Origin of the sequence: Chloracidobacterium sp., from assembly GCA_015075585.1 — a bacterium.
Classification (GTDB): Bacteria; Acidobacteriota; Blastocatellia; order Pyrinomonadales; family Pyrinomonadaceae; genus OLB17.
This window is the reverse complement of record JABTUB010000001.1, coordinates 277,654-297,486: the sequence shown is the minus strand read 5'-3', so window position 1 is coordinate 297,486 and position 19,833 is coordinate 277,654. Positions and strand designations below refer to the sequence as shown.

At 55.1% G+C, this 19,833-nt stretch carries 18 protein-coding genes; 9 read left to right on the top strand and 9 right to left on the bottom strand.

Annotation, left to right across the window (positions count from 1 at the left end; translation table 11 throughout):
• Nucleotides 1-21: 21 nt before the first annotated feature.
• The 4 genes from HS105_01345 to HS105_01330 form a co-directional block, all read right to left on the bottom strand.
• Complete coding sequence (locus HS105_01345) at nt 22-1,419, bottom strand: tryptophanase (protein MBE7515248.1); 1,398 nt, start codon at nt 1,417-1,419, stop codon at nt 22-24.
• A gap of 42 nt (nt 1,420-1,461) precedes the next feature.
• A complete protein-coding gene (gene grpE, locus HS105_01340; protein MBE7515247.1) occupies nt 1,462-2,118 on the bottom strand; it encodes a nucleotide exchange factor GrpE in 657 nt (218 codons plus the stop codon).
• Between the two features lie 60 nt (nt 2,119-2,178).
• A complete protein-coding gene (clpB, locus tag HS105_01335; protein ID MBE7515246.1) occupies nt 2,179-4,788 on the bottom strand; it encodes an ATP-dependent chaperone ClpB in 2,610 nt (869 codons plus the stop codon).
• A 119-nt stretch (nt 4,789-4,907) separates the two neighbouring features.
• On the bottom strand, nt 4,908-5,396 hold the full coding sequence (locus HS105_01330) for an Hsp20/alpha crystallin family protein (GenBank protein MBE7515245.1): 489 nt from the start codon (nt 5,394-5,396) through the stop codon (nt 4,908-4,910).
• 471 nt (nt 5,397-5,867) lie between these two features.
• Between HS105_01330 and HS105_01325 the strand changes: the two genes are divergently transcribed.
• The 8 genes from HS105_01325 to HS105_01290 all read left to right on the top strand — a co-directional run bounded on the left by HS105_01325 (nt 5,868) and on the right by HS105_01290 (nt 13,741).
• Nucleotides 5,868-6,947 (top strand): ABC transporter permease, encoded by a 1,080-nt coding sequence (locus HS105_01325; protein ID MBE7515244.1) that lies wholly within the window; start codon nt 5,868-5,870, stop codon nt 6,945-6,947.
• Nucleotides 6,948-6,950: 3 nt separating this feature from the next.
• Complete coding sequence (locus HS105_01320; protein MBE7515243.1) at nt 6,951-7,862, top strand: ABC transporter permease; 912 nt, start codon at nt 6,951-6,953, stop codon at nt 7,860-7,862.
• 75 nt (nt 7,863-7,937) lie between these two features.
• Nucleotides 7,938-8,795, top strand: a complete 858-nt coding sequence (locus HS105_01315) for a purine-nucleoside phosphorylase (GenBank protein ID MBE7515242.1) — start codon at nt 7,938-7,940, stop codon at nt 8,793-8,795.
• A 54-nt stretch (nt 8,796-8,849) separates the two neighbouring features.
• Nucleotides 8,850-9,473, top strand: coding sequence for a uridine kinase (gene udk, locus HS105_01310; protein ID MBE7515241.1), 624 nt, complete (start codon nt 8,850-8,852; stop codon nt 9,471-9,473).
• A complete protein-coding gene (locus HS105_01305; GenBank protein MBE7515240.1) occupies nt 9,470-9,871 on the top strand; it encodes a cytidine deaminase in 402 nt (133 codons plus the stop codon). Before udk ends, HS105_01305 begins: the two co-directional genes overlap by 4 nt.
• 207 nt (nt 9,872-10,078) lie before the next feature.
• Nucleotides 10,079-11,482: an amidohydrolase gene (locus tag HS105_01300; protein MBE7515239.1), complete on the top strand. Its 1,404-nt coding sequence runs from the start codon at nt 10,079-10,081 to the stop codon at nt 11,480-11,482.
• A gap of 143 nt (nt 11,483-11,625) precedes the next feature.
• Complete coding sequence (locus tag HS105_01295; GenBank protein ID MBE7515238.1) at nt 11,626-12,855, top strand: TonB family protein; 1,230 nt, start codon at nt 11,626-11,628, stop codon at nt 12,853-12,855.
• Between the two features lie 67 nt (nt 12,856-12,922).
• The gene (locus HS105_01290; protein ID MBE7515237.1) at nt 12,923-13,741 is read left to right on the top strand and encodes a hypothetical protein; all 819 of its coding nucleotides are present in this window, start codon (nt 12,923-12,925) and stop codon (nt 13,739-13,741) included.
• A gap of 168 nt (nt 13,742-13,909) precedes the next feature.
• Here HS105_01290 and HS105_01285 read toward each other — a convergent pair whose 3' ends face one another.
• Together HS105_01285 and HS105_01280 are read right to left on the bottom strand one after the other, a co-directional pair.
• The gene (locus tag HS105_01285; GenBank protein MBE7515236.1) at nt 13,910-15,067 is read right to left on the bottom strand and encodes an NAD(P)/FAD-dependent oxidoreductase; all 1,158 of its coding nucleotides are present in this window, start codon (nt 15,065-15,067) and stop codon (nt 13,910-13,912) included.
• Nucleotides 15,068-15,589, bottom strand: coding sequence for a DinB family protein (locus HS105_01280; GenBank protein ID MBE7515235.1), 522 nt, complete (start codon nt 15,587-15,589; stop codon nt 15,068-15,070). It lies immediately after the preceding gene.
• Between the two features lie 65 nt (nt 15,590-15,654).
• On the opposite strand from HS105_01280, the gene HS105_01275 reads away from it, so the two are divergent.
• Entirely contained in the window at nt 15,655-16,044 is a 390-nt protein-coding gene (locus tag HS105_01275; GenBank protein ID MBE7515234.1) for a hypothetical protein, read from the top strand.
• A 30-nt stretch (nt 16,045-16,074) separates the two neighbouring features.
• Here the strand turns inward: HS105_01275 and HS105_01270 are convergent, their stop codons facing one another.
• The 3 genes from HS105_01270 to HS105_01260 all read right to left on the bottom strand — a co-directional run bounded on the left by HS105_01270 (nt 16,075) and on the right by HS105_01260 (nt 19,817).
• Nucleotides 16,075-16,812, bottom strand: coding sequence for a M15 family metallopeptidase (locus HS105_01270; GenBank protein ID MBE7515233.1), 738 nt, complete (start codon nt 16,810-16,812; stop codon nt 16,075-16,077).
• A gap of 61 nt (nt 16,813-16,873) precedes the next feature.
• Nucleotides 16,874-17,935 (bottom strand): hypothetical protein, encoded by a 1,062-nt coding sequence (locus HS105_01265; protein MBE7515232.1) that lies wholly within the window; start codon nt 17,933-17,935, stop codon nt 16,874-16,876.
• 40 nt (nt 17,936-17,975) lie between these two features.
• On the bottom strand, nt 17,976-19,817 hold the full coding sequence (locus HS105_01260; protein ID MBE7515231.1) for a 4Fe-4S binding protein: 1,842 nt from the start codon (nt 19,815-19,817) through the stop codon (nt 17,976-17,978).
• Nucleotides 19,818-19,833: the final 16 nt, after the last annotated feature.

The following is a 19,833-nucleotide window of genomic DNA, read 5'->3' as shown; positions in this document are numbered from 1 at the left end:
TGATATTGGATATTGCCGAGATCAACCGGCCCCGACGGTATGTCTCGAAACCGGCTCAAAGCCGGCCGTAAAGTGCCGCAGAAATTCCGGCTGGCTCGTTATGCGGTAGCCGCCGATCTGAGCGCGGCGTTCATTCACCAACAGGATGGCCTCGATCACATAGTCGATATGGCTCTGCGTGTACGAACGGTGCGGCACTGCCAAGCGGACAAGTTCGAGCCGTGCGGGTACTTCGGCACCCGTTTCGGGGTCGCGTTCGGCGTGCATTACGGTGCCGATCTCGCATGAGCGTATGCCTGCCTCACGGTAAAGTTCGACAGCAAGGGCCTGGCCCGGATACTCGAGCTGCGGTATCTGCGGCAGCATGGCGTGAGCGTCAATGTAGATCGCATGCCCGCCCGGCGGACGGATTATAGGCACACCCGCTTCGGAAAGATGGTCGCCGAGATACCGTATCGACGCAAAGCGAAAGCTCATATAGCTCTCGGTAACAACTTCTTCGAGGCCGGTCGCGATCGCTTCAAGGTCGCGGCCCGCGAGGCCGCCGTATGTCGGAAAGCCTTCGGTAAGTATCAGCAGATCCTTCTCCTGCTTGGCAAGACGCTGATCTCTCGTGCAAAGGAAGCCGCCGATATTCGCGAGGCCGTTCTTTTTTGCCGACATCGTGCAGCCGTCGGCATACGAGAACATTTCGTGAGCTATCTCTTTTATAGATCTGTCGGCAAAGCCCTCTTCACGCAGCTTGATGAAATAGGCATTCTCCGCAAAACGGCACGCATCGAGATAGAGCGGAATGCCGAATTCGGAGCAAATCTCCTTAACGCCGCGGATATTTGCCATCGAAACGGGCTGGCCGCCGCCGGAATTATTAGTTACCGTGAGCATGACGAGCGGAATTCGCTCGGGGCCGTGCTGCTCGATAAGCCGCCGGAGAGCCTCGGTATCCATATTGCCCTTGAACGGATGCTCGAGCGCCGGCTCGTAGGCTTCGGCTATCGGCAGATCGACGGCTTCGGCACCGACGAACTCGATGTTGGCTCGCGTCGTATCAAAATGCGTGTTGTTCGGGACAATGCTTCCCTTCCTGCACATCGTTGCGAATAATATCCGCTCTGCCGCACGTCCCTGATGCGTCGGTATCACCTGATCAAAACCGAAAATGTCCCGTATCACGGCTTCGAACCGGTAGAAGCTGCGGCTGCCCGCGTACGACTCATCGCCGCGCATCAACGCCGACCACTGATCGCTGCTCATCGCACCCGTACCGCTGTCGGTCAAAAGGTCGATGATAACGTTCTCAGCCTCGATCAGGAACAGATTGTAATTCGCCTTGCGAAGATACGCCTCGCGTTCCTCACGCGTCGTAAGTTTGATCGGCTCGGTCGATTTCACCTTAAAAGGCTCGATGATCGTTTTCATATCGGATGATCCTCTCTGGCGACGCATGGCCTGCGCCGCTCGCTACTCGCCTTGTGAAGCCCCGCTGCTTCTGCCGACCTGAACGCGGGCGGCACGCAGCAGCCTGTCGCCGAATTTGTATCCGCGTCGGTATTCGGTAAGTACTTTGCCGTCATCTTCAGGCGCAGCCGGCGCCATATCCAGTGCTTCATGCAGTTCGGGGTCGAATTTCATACCGACCGAGGCGATCGCAACAACGCCGACCGATTCAAGTGCCTGTTCGAATGAACGCGCCGTACCCACAACACCTTCCCTCAAATGATCGACCGAAGCATCGGTCAGGCTCGATTCGATCGCAAGATTCAAGTTGTCGAGAACCGGCAGGAGTGACGACAGAAAAGTGAACTGAGCCTCAGCCGCCTTTGCCTCCAACGAACGCTTCATACGGTCGCGCATATCGGCGGTGTCGCGTTCGAGCGAAGCCTTAAGCTCCTCGAACTTTGCCTGAACCCCGACAAGCTTTGCCTCGGCCGCTTCGCGCCGCTCGATCTCAGCCTTTAGCTTGGCTTCGAGCGCACTCTCGGCCGCCGAGCGCGGCGGCTCGGCCGGCTTTTCCGGCTCGGCATCTGCGACCATTTCGCCATCTGTATTGAAACGGCGTTTATCGATCACAGGGATCTTGCCGTCGTACTCGTCAAATTCTACTGCCTCTTCACTCATCTTCTTCCTTTTGAACACATCTAAATTGTAGCCGCCACGGCCAAAACGCCCAAATTGATCTTACTTTGCCGCGGTGCTCGCCGTGTCGGCGGGCGCGAATACCATTGCACCATCCTTTGCGGAAACCGTGACCGTCTGGCCCGAAACGATCTCGCCGTTGAGCAGTTTGACGGCCAAAGGATTTTGCACAAGCGACTGTATCGCACGCTTGAGCGGCCGCGCACCATAAACCGGATCGTAGCCTTCGCTGATCAGAAGGTCGCGTGCCGTTTCATCGAGCGTTATGGTGATGCCGCGCTCATCAAGATTCTTACGCAGCTTCTCAAGCTGAACGTCGATGATCTCAGCGATCTGCTCCTTGCCGAGCTGTTTGAATACGACAATGTCGTCGATCCGGTTCAGGAACTCCGGCTTGAAATGGTCGCGAAGCACCTGCAGCACTTCCTGCCGCACATCACGGTCGGCAAGCGGATTCTCGGCCGCCGCCTGTATCTGACGCGAACCGAGATTCGACGTCATTATCAGCACAGTGTTCTTAAAATCGACCACGCGGCCCTTGCTGTCGGTCAGGCGTCCGTCATCGAGTATCTGCAACAGGACGTTGAACACATCGGGATGGGCCTTTTCGATCTCGTCGAAAAGCACGACCGAATACGGCCTGCGCCGTACTGCCTCGGTCAACTGCCCTCCTTCTTCGTATCCGATGTATCCCGGAGGCGCACCGATCATACGGGCGACCGCGTGTTTCTCCATATACTCCGACATATCGAGCCGCACCATTGCGCGTTCGTCGTCGAACAGAAATTCTGCAAGCGCGCGTGCCGTTTCGGTCTTACCGACGCCGGTCGGGCCTAGAAAGATGAATGAGCCGACGGGCCGATTAGGGTCCTGCAGGCCCGCACGGGCACGGCGGACCGCGTTGGCAACGGCCTCAAGAGCTTCGTCCTGGCCGATGACGCGGCGGCCCATATTCTCTTCCATCTTGATGAGCTTTTGCATTTCGCCCTCAAGCATTTTTGACACGGGAACGCCGGTCCATTTTGCCACTACCTCGGCAACGTCCTCTTCGTCAACCTCTTCCTTTAGGAAGACGCCGTCCTTCTGAAGCTCCGCAAGGCGTGTCTGTTCGGCCTCAAGACTCTTTTCGATCTCGGGTATCTTACCGTACTGAAGCTCGGCGGCCCTGTTGAGGTCGCCCGCTTGGCGTGCACGTTCAAGCTCAAGCTTGGCCTCTTCGAGCTGCTCTTTGCCCGTACGCATCTTCTCGATCTCGTCCTTCTCGGACTGCCACTTTGCCTTCATAGCCGCCGAACGCTCGTTCAGATCGGCGATGCGTTTCTCGATGTCGTCAAGGCGAGCCTTGCTCTTTTCATCGGTCTCGCGGCCGAGAGCCTGTTTCTCGATCTCAAGCTGCAATATCTCGCGTTCGAGCACGTCGATCTCCTGCGGCAGGCTGTCTATCTCGATGCGGATACGTGACGCCGCTTCGTCGATCAGGTCGATCGCCTTGTCGGGTAGGAAACGATCCGTAATGTAGCGGTTCGAGAGCGTTGCGGCCGCAACGATCGCCGCATCCTTGATGCGTACGCCGTGATGCACCTCGTAACGCTCTTTAAGCCCGCGAAGTATCGCTATCGTATCCTCAACCGAAGGCTCGCCGACATAAACCTGCTGGAAGCGCCGCTCAAGAGCCTTATCCTTCTCGATATATTTTTGATATTCGCCGAGCGTCGTCGCACCGACAGCACGCAGAGTGCCGCGCGCAAGCGCGGGCTTCAGCATATTCGATGCATCTATCGCACCTTCGCTCGCACCCGCGCCGACAAGCGTATGCAGCTCGTCAATAAAAAGGATTATCTGCCCTTCCGCCTTTTCGATCTCTTTGAGAACGGCTTTTAACCTATCCTCGAATTCACCGCGGTACTTCGCACCCGCGAGCATCGCGCCGAGGTCAAGCGAGACAAGGCGTTTGTTCTTCAGCGTTTCCGGCACGTCGCCCGAAACAACCCGCTGCGCAAGGCCCTCGACGATCGCGGTCTTGCCGACGCCGGGCTCACCTATCAGCACAGGATTGTTCTTTGTCCGGCGCGAAAGTATCTGTATCGTCCGGCGGATCTCATCATCACGGCCGATCACAGGGTCGAGCTTGCCTTTGCGGGCACGTTCGGTAAGGTCTTGCGCGTATTTTTCGAGCGCCTGAAAGTTTTCTTCCGCATTCTGATCCGTAATGCGCGAACCGCCGCGCATATCTGTCATCACTTTTTCGAGGTCGCTGCGATTTATGCCGTTCGAGCGCAGAATGCGGCCCGCGTCACCCTCTTTTTCATCCGCGATGGCAAGCAGCAGATGCTCGGTCGAAATGTACTCGTCCTGCATCTTCTCCGCTTCTTTCTGAGCTTCCTGAAAAATGGTATTCGTGCGCGAACTGAAGTACTGCTGGCCGCCCGAAACCTTCGGAAACTTGTTTATCGCCGCATCGGTGTCCGACGCGATCGACTGCGTATTCGCGCCGATCTTACCCAAAATGGGCTTGACCACGCCCTCGGCCTGCTGAAGCATCGCCGCAAGCAGATGTTCAGGCTCGACCTGTTGATTCTGCGCTTTTTCGGCAAGCGTTATGGCTTCCTGCACCGCTTCTTGGCCGCGTATGGTGAATCTGTCGAATCTCATTGCTTTATTCTACTCCAAAAGTGCGGCCACGAATGCACGAATAAGAATTAACAGATCTCGCGCATTCGTGGCTCTTTTTAGCGGGCCGCCAAACGGATGGGCTAAGACGGCCGCCGCGATCAGGCATCGGCTGACTTGGCCTGTTCGATCGTCTTCACATCGGCATCGCCGCCGGTGACCTCGATCTTGCGGGCCTTTGTCTCTTCACGCTTCTTGAGCGTGACTTTGAGCATTCCGTTGCTGAACTCCGCCTTAGCATCCTCGACCGTTACAGTGTGCGGGAGCGTGAACGAACGCGAGAACTCGCCGTAGGCACGCTCGATGCGGTGGTAGTTCTCTTCCTCGGTCTTCTTTTCGAATTTCCGCTCACCCTTGAGCGTGAGGACATTATCCTCGAATGACAGCTCAAAATCGTCGCGCTTCATTCCCGGCAGCTCGGCCTCGAGCACCATCGAATCGGCATTTTCATAAATGTCGATCTTCGGATTCCACGCGGTCCCGAACGCCTCCTCGCCGATGCCGCTCAGGAACTTGTCGCCGAGCATACGGCTCATATCACGCTGAAGTCCGCGAAACTCACGAAAAGGATCATATTTTGTAATCAACATTGTATTTTACCTCCAATAAAGCCTCAATGGGCTTACGCTAATCACTTAGCTTGATTTGATGATAAAATATGAGTGTCTTATTGTCAAGTCTTTTTAGCATCGGACTGTCGAGTCCGACAAAATTTCACGCTTCTCTTCCCGTCCGCGTCAGTTTTTGTACGAACTGAAGTTTCGACGGCCATCGGAATGCGGCTCTGATCGCGGCATACTCAGGAGAATATTCCGACTGCCGAAGCGGACCAATTTCCCGGAAAATGAAAAGGGATGCTAACGCTGCGCTGCTTTTTGTGAGGCGCGGCTCGCGCGGTCATCTTTCGGAATTTTATTTTCAGCGTGTTTTCAAGATGACAAGGCAGGCATTTGACGGTATATTTATCTTCACGAAATCGCCAACTGCAAACATCGCAGGTAATACGACCGACATTTGAGCTTTTATTGGTAAGGGATCTGTCCGGCAGCCGGGCAACGTAGATGAAGATCGTAAATGAGATAATCTGGCCGCTGATCGCCGTTATTGCGTCATTCGCCGTCGGGGCGGTCGTGATCCTCATCCTCGGCGATGACCCGATCGCTGCGTACAGCTGGCTTTTGTCCAGCTCATTCGGTTCGATCGGCGACTTTGCGTGGATGTTGCATTACGCAACGCCGCTTATATTCACAGGGCTTGCCGTTGCCGTCGCATTCCGATGCGGCTTGTTGAATATTGGCGCCGAAGGACAGCTTTATGTTGCCGCCTTTGCGACCGCGTGGATCGGCATAAAGCTTGGCGGAACGGTCGTTAATATCGCCGGCAAAGATCAAAGCTGGGCATGGGCGAGCCTGCCGTGGTACATCCTTGTGCCGCTCTGTATATTGGCGGCTATCGTCGTCGGCGGCATTTGGGGTGCGATACCGGGCTATTTGAAGGCGAAGTTCGGCTCGCATGAGGTGATCAACACCATCATGCTGAACTTCATTGCCATCGCTCTGGTCAGCTATCTCACGCAATATCATTACAAGATTCCGGGCGATGCCATTTTGCAGTCCGCACCGATCGGCGATGCCGCGCATATCCCGCAGCTCAATGAGTTCCTGCCTTTTATACCAAAGGACGTGCCGCTGAACGTCGCATTCCTGCTTGCGATCGCGATGTGTGTCTTTGTGTATCTCTTCCTTTGGCGGACAAAGTGGGGCTACGAACTGCGTGCCGTCGGTCAGAATCCTTCGGCAGCCGAATACGGCGGCATCGACCCGCGTAAACAGATCATTGTCGCAATGACCTTCTCGGGCATTCTCGCCGGAATGGTAGCCATAGGCGAGGTGCTCGGTACACGGCATAACTATTACGACGGGTTCTCAGCCGAATGGGGCTTTCTCGGGATAGCTGTCGCTCTGCTCGGGCGCAATCATCCGCTTGGTGTTTTTGTCGCGGCGTTGTTCTTCGGCGTGCTGCTTCGCGGCGAGATATTTGTCGATGCCTTTACCGCAAAGGTCTCAAAGGATCTCGGCTGGGTGCTGCAAGCGATCATCATTTTATTCGTCGCTTGTCTTCAGAAATTTGCGAGGAAATAAGGAATGGGCGAGCTATTTTCGATCGCATTATTGTTTTCGGCCATAAGGCTTGCGACACCGCTGATCTTTGCGGGGCTCGGCGGCCTGTTCTCAGAGCGTTCGGGTGTCATCAACATTGCGCTCGAAGGCCTTATGCTTGCCGGCGCATTTACGGCCGCGGTCGTTACATACCACTCGCACAACCCGTATCTCGGCTTTATCGCAGGTATGACAGCCGGCGCGGCGATGGCATTGGTCTATGCCGTCTCGTGCATCAAGTTCGAGGCTGATCAAGTGGTTGCGGGCATGGCGATCAATTTTCTTATGATCGGTGTACCGGCACTCATAAGCGGTGCAGTTTACGACTCGGCAGGTTCGACACCGCAGATCAGCAAGGCGGACCAACTGCCGAATTACTTCAATCAGCTTTCCATCGCCTCGATCATCGTATTCGCTCTCGTTCCCGTCGTTTGGTATGTGATCTACAAAACGCCGTTCGGCCTGCGCATACGCGCCTCGGGCGAAAATCCGCAGGCGGCGGACTCGGCGGGCGTCAATGTGATACGGCTTCGCTATCTCGCCGTGACGATCTCAGGCATACTGGCCGGAGCCGGCGGCGCGTATCTTTCGATCGGGCAATCGTCACTCTTTACGCGAAATATGACCGCAGGGCGCGGCTTTATCGCACTGGCCGCTCTCATCCTTGCGAAGTGGCGGCCTGTTCCCGTGCTTCTCGCATGCCTATTCTTCGGCTTTACCGAGGCCCTGACGATACAGATCCAGGGTGCACCGTGGGCCAAGATCGGCGGCGAAGAGATACCGGTGCAGTTCATACAGATGATCCCGTATGTACTTACGATAATCGTGCTGGCGGGCTTTATCGGGCACTCGCGGGCACCGAAGTCGCTCGGCATCCCTTACAGAAAAGAAAGTTAGGCAACATCTTTTGCAAGGCAGCGGAACCTACTATTCCAAAAATTGATTTGGATGTGGTAATCTTTCATTCCCGTTATGTCCTACGAAGAAGCCGCCAGAGCCGCCGATCATATTCGCCAGCGATTTCCGCATGAGATAAATACCGCGATCGTACTCGGCAGCGGTCTCGGTGCTTTTGCCGATGAGGCCGAGGATGCGGTAAAGATACCGTACGAAGAGATACCGGGATTTGCACGCTCGACCGTCGAAGGCCACGCGGGACAACTCGTCCTTGGCAAGATCAGCGGCATAAATGTCGTCATCCAGCAGGGTCGCTTCCATTATTACGAAGGCTATGCGATGGAGCAGGTGATGCTTCCTGTACGGGCGTTCGGCGTTATGGGCGTCAAGAACCTCATTCTTACAAACGCCGCGGGCAGCCTCAACAGCGATATGCTGCCGGGCAGCCTTATGCTCATCACCGACCATTTGAACTGCCTCGGCATCAATCCGCTTCGAGGGCCGAACGACGACCGTTTCGGGCCTCGCTTTCCTGATATGACGGCGGTCTATGACCGTGAATTCGCCGAAATTGCCGACACTGAGGCTCGTGCGATAGCCCATGAGCGATTCGAGAAGGGCATCGATCCCGAGCGGATCGACCTGCTTCACCGCGGCATATACTGCGCTCTTTCAGGCCCGACGTACGAGACACCCGCCGAGATTCGAATGTACCGGCAGTTGGGTGCTGACGCCGTAGGAATGTCAACCGTGCCCGAGGCGATCGCGGCGCGGCATATCGGTATGCGTATCCTTGGGATCTCGTGTATTACGAATTTGGGCGCGGGAATGAGCGGCGAGGCTATCAACCATGCCGAAGTGATGGAAACGGGCGACAGGGTTGCTGACGTTTTCAAGGAGCTCTTGCGGCGGATCATCGGCCGCATTAGCTGAGCGCCCTGCGTTCGATCACGTCATCGGCACCATCGGCAAGGCGGGTAACATCTTATGATCATTGGAATATGCGGCGGCACCGGTTCGGGCAAGACGACCATTGCTCGTGCGATAGTTGACAGCATCGGCGCCGACAAGGTCGTGTTGGTAGAACAAGATTCGTATTACCGAAACCTTTCTGACATGCCGCTCGATGAACGGCATCAGGCAAACTTCGATCATCCCGACTCGATCGACAGCGATATGCTCGTCAACCATCTTCAGCGGCTGAAACAAGGCCTGGCGGTCGAGATGCCGCTCTACGATTTTAAGACGCATACCCGAAGCAGCAAGATCGAAGTGATCGAGCCGAGGCCCGTCGTCCTTGTCGAAGGCATTCTGATCTTTACAGAACCGCGTGTACTTGACCTGCTTGATGTGCGCATCTTTGTTGATACGCCGGATGATATCAGGCTGATGAGGCGGCTGAAACGCGACTTTGTCGAGCGCGGCCGCACATATGAGCGGACACTCGAACAATACGAACGCACGATCCGCCCGATGCACTTCGAATTCGTCGAACCGTCAAAACGCTACGCCGATATCATAATTCCGGAGGGCGGCCAGCTTGGCGTCGGCGTCGATCTCGTATGCGGCCTGGTGCATCGAAAATTGAATGAGGAGAGCGGCGATAAATGAGCGAGGATAAGAATAAGGAGCTTATCGATAAGGCGTTGGCCGTTAGGGAGAATGCTCACGCGCCCTTTTCAGGCTTTCGTGTCGGCGCCGCCGTCGAGGCTGAGGACGGCACGACCTTTACCGGCTGCAACGTCGAATCGGCCAGCTTCGGGCTGACCGTATGCGCCGAACGTGTCGCTATCTGGAAGGGCATCTCGCACGGTGAAAAACGTTTCAAACGCATTGCTGTCGTTGCCGATACCGAAGAACTAACGCCGCCTTGCGGCGTTTGCCGCCAGATAATTTGGGAATTCTGCGGCGATGTGCCTGTGATCTTGGCAAACCTGCACGGCAGATCCGAAACGGTGCAGATGAGCGATCTTCTTCCGCGTGCCTTTGACTCGAAATTTTTGAAGTAAGTTCGTATACACCGTTTTTGATGGATAATTCAATAGGATCAATAGGTTAACCCTGCAGATCATCCACTGAATGGCTGATTTACAACCATTTAATAGTTGATCTTTATCCGCTGAACAGGTCTGGACTGGGCAATGACGGAATGTTAACTATAACAGACTGGCAAAATGTATAAACTCGGTAGAAAGAATTAGGCAAACCAAGATCAAATGAAAACAAAGTCGCTCATCATATCGCTTTTTCTGGCCCTTCTATTTTTTCCCGCAGTTCCGGCGGCGCCGCTTTCACCGGCGCCCGTCGATGTGCTGATCGTTGGCGGCACTGTCGTTACGATGAACGGCAAACGCGAAGTGATCGATGACGGTGCCGTCGCAATAAGAGGCGACAGGATCATAATGGTCGGAAAGCGTGCCGATGTCATATCCCGCGTCGCCCCAAAGCGTATCCTTAACGCCGCCGGAAAGGCGGTCATTCCCGGCCTTATCAATACGCACACGCATGTGCCGATGTCGCTGTTTCGCGGCATTGCGGACGACCTTGATCTTAACGAATGGCTTACAAAGTACATATTTCCCGCCGAGGCAAAAAATGTCGATGAGCCGTTCGTGCGTGCCGGCACGCGGCTTGGCCTCGCGGAGATGATACGCGGCGGTACAACGACCTTTTGCGATATGTATTACTTCGAGGATGCGATCGCAGAAGAGACGAAGAAGGCGGGCGTTCGCGGCGTGCTTGGCGAGACGATCATCGACTTCCCCGTCGCCGACAATAAGACCAATTCGGAAGCGATGGCCTATACCGAGCGTTTTATCAAAAGATGGCAGAACGATCCGCTTATCATCCCTGCGGCCGCTCCGCACGCGCCATACACGGTATCGACCGAACACTTAAAAGCGATCAGGCAGTTGTCCGACCGGCTCGATGCCCCGGTGGTTATCCACGTCGCTGAAACAAAGAAGGAGCGCGATGACATTAAGGCACAGTACGGCGACACGCCGGTCAAATACCTCAGCCGCATCGGCCTGCTTACGAAACGGACCATTGCGGCACACTCGATATGGGTTACGGATGACGAGATCGACATCCTCAAGGCAGCGGGTGTCGGCGTCGCTCACAATCCTCAATCGAATATGAAGCTTGCGTCCGGCGTTGCACCGATACCCGCGATGCTGGCAAAGGATGTCGCAGTCGGCCTCGGCACTGACGGTGCCGCGTCGAACAACGATCTTGATATGTGGGAAGAGATCGACACCGCCGCAAAGCTCCATAAGGTATTCACCGGCGACCCGAAGGCCGTCCCTGCCGAGAAGGCATTCGAGATGGCGACCATCCTTGGAGCACGCGCTCTTCACATCGACGATATCACGGGCTCGATCGAACTCGGCAAACGCGGCGATATTGCCATCGTTGATCTCGACAGCCTGCATCAGACGCCGTATTTCAATATCTACTCTGCTCTCGTTTACACGACAAAAGCCTCCGATGTCCGCACCGTGATAATCAACGGGCGCCTTGTGATGCTCGATCGGCGTTTGCTCACGTTAAACGAAAGTGCTATAAAAAAAGACGCACGCCATTACCGCGACAAGATCATCAAAAGCCTTAACAATTGATCTTGCGGCTCAATAAATGAACAGGGCCGGCGTTCGGTATTGATGATCAGCGTGCTTTTTACGGGTCATACAAGTGAGCCTTCAATGCATTGTTCGCTTGACCTTTTACGGAAGATCCAACTCGCTTTGATGGAGGAGAGAAGATGCCGTTAAATGTCAGAAGGTTTTGCTCTTCGGTTTTATTGGTTCTCATAGTTTCAATAGGGTTTACGGCGGCACAGACCACCGAACCCGCAGCAGCACAAAGCACACAGCCGGCAACTTCGGGCGATATGATGCGCCAGCGTATCTCAAAGGCCAAGGCCTTTATCGTCGTGCGCAACTACAACGCAGCGATATACGAGCTTGAGAATATCCGCCGCGAATCGGCCGACCCTGCCGTCCAATCTGTTGTAAACGTCCTTTTGATGAACAGCTATCTAGAACAGGGCGATTATAAACGTGCGCAGGAGCTGCTAAACGACCTTTATAATCAGCAAAAGACCACGAAGGCCGGTGCGGCCGCGAACTATCGTGCCGCGGCAGGCCAGATCGTTAAAGGTGCTAAGGATCGCGCCGAGCGTTATCGTACACTTGGGCTTAGCATCACCGACAAGACCCTGCCGCTCGAAGCACTCAACGACCTTGATCGTATGCGTGAAACGCTCGAGCTCGTCATCACTCAAGGCAAAGAGATCGCAAAGACGCCCGCACGTTCGCAAGATGCAATGGCGATGCTGGAGGAGGCCGCGGCGTCACGAAGTATTCTCGGCAGGGATGATTACGATTCGAGACGCTGGAAAGACGAGCTGTCTGATACGCGGGAGGCCCTCGCCAATTCACGCAGCGTCATTCTCGATGCGATGCCCGGGACCACGGCTGTAGCAGCGGGCACTCCGGGCCAAACACTGCCTGCGAACCCCGCTGTTCAACCCGCGGCGGCACCCGTAGCAGTTGTGGCTTCCGCCCCTTCACAACCGGCGGCAACCGTACGCGAACGCCAAGTACAGCAAACCGCACCGCCAAAGGTCGAGAATACCGTTGCCGTAAAGAATGTACCGGAACCGAAGAAGGAGGAGCCTAGATCCGCCGCTCCGCCCATTGATCCGACAACGCCGCTCGAGGTCGGCGGCCGATTGGTCTCTTATGCGACGGAAAAGGCTCAGCCGATATATCCCGCAATTGCGCGTACCGTTCGGGCTACCGGAACGGTTACAGTACAAGTTACTGTTGACGAACACGGCAAGGTCACATCGGTCGAGAAAACGACCGGCCCGGAATTGCTGCAAGGCGCCGCTGAGGATGCGATCCGTAAATGGCGTTTCAAGCCATTTACGCGCGACGGCCAACCGGTGCGTGCCAACGGCTACGTCAATTTCAATTTCAGCCTTTGACTTTCCCCTTAACTTACTGCAAATGTAATGCGGCGGCTCTTGTCAACGAGTTCGCCGCTCCTTGTATATGGATCTTCCCGAAGAGATCGAGCTGGCAAAAAAACAGCGTGTTCGCGACCGTCTGCTCGAACGCCTGACGAACCGTGAAGAAGAGATGGCGGAACTGCGGACGATCCAACAGCAGTTCGAAGCCCGCTATACGATGACGGTAGGCAGGCTATACGCCGAGATCGACGACCTTGAAGCACAGATCGCCGAGGAGGAATACAAGCTGGTTCCCGATGACGTTGAGATAAAAAAACGGGCTGAGGAGCTCCGCCGCCTTGCCGAGGAATCAGCAAAACGTGCCGAAGAAGCCGCCAAACGGGCGAGCGAATGGAAGCCAACCGCCGAAGCACGCAAGGCCTATCACAACCTTGCCAGAGCCATCCATCCGGATCTGGCGATCGACGCGGCCGAAAAAGATAAGCGGCATATGCTTATGGCCGAGCTGAACGAGGCTTTTTCAAGCGGCGATCAGGCAAAACTGGAACAAATGGCTGAGGACCTGCGTTTCAGTCCGCATCTTGTTCCCGGCGATACCATCGGTGATGAACTTGTCAGAGCGATAAGGCAGATATCACAGATAAAAATGCGAATGGCGGCTTTGGTCAGAGAGCGCGAAACGATCGAAAAGAGCGAATTATTCGAGCTGAGGCAGCGTGTCGAGGCAGAATCCGCGGAGGGCCGAGATCTTCTCGATCACATGGCTAATCGTACACGTTCGCATATCGGCAAGGTTGCACGCCGCCTCGAACATCTCAAAAATGTAAACTCTGCGGCCGAAGAATACGTAAAAGAAACATTTGGGCTTGATATTGCCGATTTTCGTGAAGAAAAAAAATAAAAAATAACCCATTTGGATGAAATAGGTACTTGACTTTCTCTTCACCTATGTTAAACTCATACCTTGGTTCGGGGTTGAAAATCGATCAATTTTCGCTGACAGCGTGCTCCACGTACGTGGTCGCGGAAAAAGAGGGAGGCGGTGTGGGAGACGTCTCCCTCGCTTTTTTTAGAGGGAATTTCCCGCCGCGTATCCTGATGACCAAGCCCACTGAAAGTTATAGCCGCCCAACCATCCCGTCACGTCCGCAACTTCACCTATAAAATAGAGGCCGTTCACGCTGTTCGCCGCCATTGTCTGCGACGAAAGTTCGTCTGTTGAGACGCCGCCGAGAGTTACTTCGGCTCGATCATAGCCTTCGGTTCCGTCAAACTCGGCTTCAAAATGATGGATCGACCCGATGAGCGTTTCAAGATCGCTTTTTGAAACGTCAGCGGCGCGTTTGTCTGCGAGTACTGCGGGCACAATTGCATCGACGAGACGCTGCGGAAGCAGATCAGAAAGGATGGTCCTTACCTTACGGCCGCTTCCGCGAGCCTCAACGAACGCATTGTCGATCGAGCCGGCCGGCAGCAGATCGATCTTGGCCGTGCCGCGCGGCGGTAAATAATTGGATATCTGTAATATCGCAGGGCCTGACATCCCTCGATGCGTAAAGAGTACATCATCACAAAATGAGGCCTTCTTGTGGGTAACACAAGCGTTTAACGACGTGCCGGCGAGATGAGCGAAGCGTCGATCCGCAAGCGTCAAGGCGACCAGCGACGGCCTTGTTTCGACGATCTTGATACCGAACCGGCGGGCTATACGATAACCGAGGTCTGTCGCTCCGACCTTTGGGAATGAAAGGCCGCCGCAGGCAACAACGAGCTTGTCGGCGCTGAATTTTCCGCGGCTTGTTTCAACAGTGAAGCCCGCATCCTTTTTAACGCCGATGACATTGCAGCCCGTCTCGACAGCAACATTTGCAACGCGGCACTCGGTAAGCAGCATTTCGACGACCTGCCTTGCACTGCCGCGGCAGAACAGTTGGCCGGCCTTCTTCTCGTCGAACGCGATTCCGTATCGGTCGATGAGTTTGACGATATCGCTCGGCGTAAAGCGGCTGAGCGCCGACTTTACAAAATGCGGGTTCGCCGAGATGTAGTTCTCGTGCGATACGCTGCGATTCGTGAAATTACAGCGGCCGCCGCCCGAAATAAGTATTTTGCGGCCGGGCTCGCTATTGTGTTCGATCACGAGTACTCGGCGGCCGCGTTTGCCTGCCGTAACGGCACAGAACAGACCCGCCGCACCGCCGCCTATTATGATCGCATCGAACCGCATTTATGCGAGATAACGCTCTTTGAGTATCGCTAGATGGTGCCGCACGTGCCCGGCTGCGATATAGGCAAGCGCACGCACTGATACATTCTTGGAGCTTGCGGTACCGATCCGCGTCAAAGCACTGTCTTCAAGGCCTGCAAGCATCGCTATATTTGCACGGCGGGCGAGGTCAATATCCTCAAGCAAGCTGCCGATCGTCCGGGCATTGGCATTTGAGGTTTTGACGTAATCATCTTGTTCAAAACCCTCGATAGGCGTCCTGTCGCCCCGCGCGATCCGAAGCATTCTGTAGCCAAAGATGCGTTCGCAGTCACTCACATGGCCTAGCACCTCTTTTATCGTCCACTTTTCGGGTGCGTAAGCATAATTTCCTTTTGCATCCGCCATACCCGCAAAGACGGTCGTTAGTTCCTCCGCTTGGCCTTGCAGTACCGGCCATACATCGTCCTCGTGAATTTGCCGGATATATTGCGTGTGATACGGCGCGTATTCGTTAGCATCCGGCCTTGTGATGATATTCATGGTTGCTGTTTGTGCCTTCAAACGCCTAATATTAACAAATACTCTCGGGGAGCAACTATTTGACGATGATGTTCAAGACACTTTCGTTGATCATTCTGGCGTTCGCATTCGCCGTATCCGTATCGGCACAGCACGGCGGCAAGGCTGAGCCGAATCGCATCCATTTTGCAAAAGGCAGGACCTCAACGGTATTGGCAGGCGTACTCTCCCGCGATCAAGAGGCAGAGTACGTTTTTGGAGCAAAGGGCGGCCAAGTGGTTACGGTCACGAATTCGAGGCCGAGCGCCTTTGATTTTCGCATTTTTAGCGAAGAGGCCGATGTCGAGACCGAATTCGAAAGTTCACGCACTCTTAAGCTCACATTGCCGCAAGACGGCGATTATTTCTTCTATGTACGAAAGAAAGCGGGCGGGCCGCGTTCGGCGCGATATTCGATGACGATCTCGATAAAATGACCGTTCATCGAGATGTGATTGTCGCGACGGTCAGTGTTTACGGCCGTTGTGCGAGCGTCCGACATCGCTGAATGCGATATCATAGATCGCGTATTGCTGCCATGTATTGTAGTCGAAGTGCCACCACTCGCTCGGGTTGACCGTAAAGCCTTCGGCCTCCATCAACCGCCGAAGCAATTCGCGGTTTGCTCTCTCCTCTTCGGTGCCGCCTGTATAGTCCGGTGACGCGCGCTCGGTGAATTCATCGTAGCCCGAGGGCATTGGGATAGCTTTGCCGGTTTTCCGGTCGTAGATGCTTATATCGACAGCACACCCGCGATTGTGTTTCGAGCCTTTTGCGGGATCGGCTACAAATTTCTTCTGATCTTCGCGAACCGTTTCCCAGAAAAGCTTCGTTATCGTCCATGGCCTGTACGCATCGTAAACAATGATGCCGCGGCCCATTTTCTTGAGCTTTTTGTGCACACGCAGCAACGCCTCGGCCGCCGGACGCTGCAGGAATGCCCGTGCTTCCGGATATACAGGCCGCCCGACGAAATTCTCCGCCGTCGCATATTTGATATCGAGCTTGATCGACTTACTGAGTTTTGTGAGTTCTATCAGATCGGCCTCGCGTTTGCCATGCTCGGCCGGTAGGGCGACCTGAGCAAAAGCGGTCGTAAATAGGATAATCGACAGAGCGGCCGCCGTAAACAGGAATTTCAGGCGACGCAAGCTGATACCGGCACATAGGCCGAATGTTAGCACTCTGCATTCGAATATACGCATATCTGCGAACGGTATCGTCAGGCGATCCATAAGGCACAAATAAACGTCGGGCCGCAACTCGTTATTGATCTTTCTTCTCCGGCTCGGGTTTTACGTCGTCATCCAATATCACAACATCCGTACCGTATTTCTGATAATTCCTGAATCTGATCACGTTCCGCTGCTCGAAGCGCTTTCCCGACTCTTCTACCGTTCCGCGAAAATCGGACAGCGTAGGCAGCAGATATTTATCGCCCGAGATCTCGACCATGTCATAATCGATCGATTTTGTTACGGCCTTTACGGGGAACGCAGGTTCAATGTTCGTCAGTTGATAGTCGATGCGAAGTACGCGGAAAGTATCGCGGTCGATCCAGATGCGGCCTTTCTCGCCCGCAGGCGACGATGCGTACACCGCTCCCTTCAATCCTACGCCGCCGTCCTTATTATTCTCGATATCGATCTCGTATTCATACACGACCGCCCGCCGCCCCCGTATGACGTCGGTCGTCAGCGGCTCGAACCGCGTCTTGCTCTCGGGCTTGAATATCTTTTTCAGATCCTCGACGAACTCACCGCCGGACGTAGCGCCGTCCAGCCCGCTGTAGCTGTTCTGAACCGTCGAATCAGTAACGGGCGCTCCATTCTTTGCAAGCACCTTATACTGCTCGCCCTTTTCCGTGCTGTAGCTTACGCCGATCACAAGATTGTCGTACGGACGCCAATTGCCCGTTCCGGCATATGCCTCACTTCGTGTTATGAGCTGCTTTACAACAAAGTCAGGCATTTCAGCCAGGGCTTCGGCGGCGTTGGCACGGGCCTTTTCAAGGATCGTGTCCCATTCGGCCGATGACGGCAGTTTTGCGGCTTCGGGGTTCGCACGCCGGCGGTCGGCTTCTTCGAGGGCACGCTTGATCTCGTCATCATTCGCACTCTTTGATCGAGTTACGCTGCGAATGCCGTCATTGACAACAAAATCAATGCCGCGACGCCGTAACGCAGCAAGCACTTCCTGTCTTTTTGAGGGTGCTTTTTCAAGGGCATATAGCATCCGCACGAACTCGGCCCGCGTCATCGGCTTCTCTTGAGCCGAAATCAAGGACGCTATACACAATATTGCGATCAATGCCGCTGCTAGTTTCATCTTATCTATTGATGTTCGGCCAAGCGTATTCGTTGGACTGTCATTGTTGGCGGCTCGGGCGGCGCTTTGCCGCAAATGCCGGATCCATTTCCGCCGCTTTCTGGAAATGCTTGCCCGCAAGGTCTGTCATACCGAGATTTTGCAGCCGCAGCCCAAGCATCCAATGGAAATGAGAACTCTGCGGCGTATTGCGGTCTGCAATGGCGATCTGCGCCGCCGCCGCATCCGCGTCACCGCTCGCTGCAAGGGCACCCGCATAAACATTTGCTGCAAGCGGCAGCGACTCGTTCGCATCGAGGGCTTTTTTCCATTCCGCCATTGCCTCATTCCGACGGCCGAGCTGCCAAAGCGCCTCGCCTTTCTCCTCGTAGGCAACGATCAGATCGGGCCGCTCCGCCAATGCACGGTCAAGGTCTGCCGATCCTTCGTCGTAACGCTTGAGCCGATCAAGGATCGCCCCGCGATAATACAGGTTTATCGCACGGTCTCGGCCGTCGTGTCTGTCGGCGGCAATGCCGAGCAGGACGACCGCGCGTTCGGCGTTACCGGAAAGAAATTCGAGCCAAGCCAGTTTCGACAGCGCCGGATCGTTAATAAAAAGGCCGTATTTACGAGCAAGTTCGAGGTGCCGCCTGCCCTTTGCGACCTCGGACCGAGCCTCGGGCGTGAGCCAAGTTGACGGATCTGACTGAGCCAGAGCCAGCTCATCCGGCAGCTGAACAAGCTCGAATGCCCGCGTTCCGAAGGCCTCGTGATACCTTATCCATGCACTATGCAGGATCAAGCCCGCTACGGCGGCTGATATGAACAGGAACACCCATCCCGCCGAGCGTATCTTGCCGCGGAGAACAAGGCCGAATTTGTAGAACGCTACGCTGTCGCTTGTCAGGATACGCCACGACCGCATCGCAAGATACGTTACGACGATCGCGATCCCGAGCGCCATGAACATAGGCACGATCTGATAGATATCCCACACGGCATAGAACGAGAACGCAAAGACGATCGCGGCTCCGATCTCCTCGGGCCAAGTCAGCGAGGACGACTTTACCGTGCGTTTCAGTCCGATGGGCGGCTTGCCGAACCCGAAAAAAAGCGCGTCCTGCGGGCATACACTTACGCAGTCCATACACTTCATACAGCCGGGATCGACAACCATCTTGTATTTTTCGACCTCAAGATGCACGAGCACATTCGATGTACACGCGGCTGTACAAAGGCCGCATTGGTCGCAGGCATCCGTCGCTCGTATCCTGCCCGGAGCGACGCGTTCCGCAATGCCCCAAACCGCACCGTAAGGACACGCATAGGTACAGAAACCCTTCGAACCCATAAAATAGACCGTCATAAATCCGCAAATGAAGAGGAAAGGTACGGCAACAACAAGCGGCGGAAATGACGACCAGAATTCGCCGGTAATAAGGTGATTCGAGAATTCCGGGAAAAGGGATTCGCCCGGCTGTTTCATCAAAAATCGCCCGATGATCGGCCATGCGAACATATAAAACGCAACGATAACCGGAACATAAACCAGCAGACGCGAGCGGAACGGCCGCGGTTTGAGGCCCATCTTTTTTAGCAGCCACGCACAAAGGTCCTGAAGCGCCACGATGTGGCAGCCCCAACCGCAAATAAAGCGGCCGAATATCAGTGCGGCGATTATTGCGAGCGTGAAGAAGATGAATCCGGCGTTGACGACCCCGCGTTGCAGCGTGTACATCGCCTCCGACGGTTCGATCGGCGAAACTGTCGTTCCCGACCATTTCCACTGGACGAAATGGATGACCATCAGCGCGGTCAAAGTCGTGAGCACGATCGCACGCCATTTGCTCGCGCGCGAGTGGACCACGCCCTTCGGCCTCCCGGCTTTTCCGTCGATCACCGGAAGTTCGCGCCTG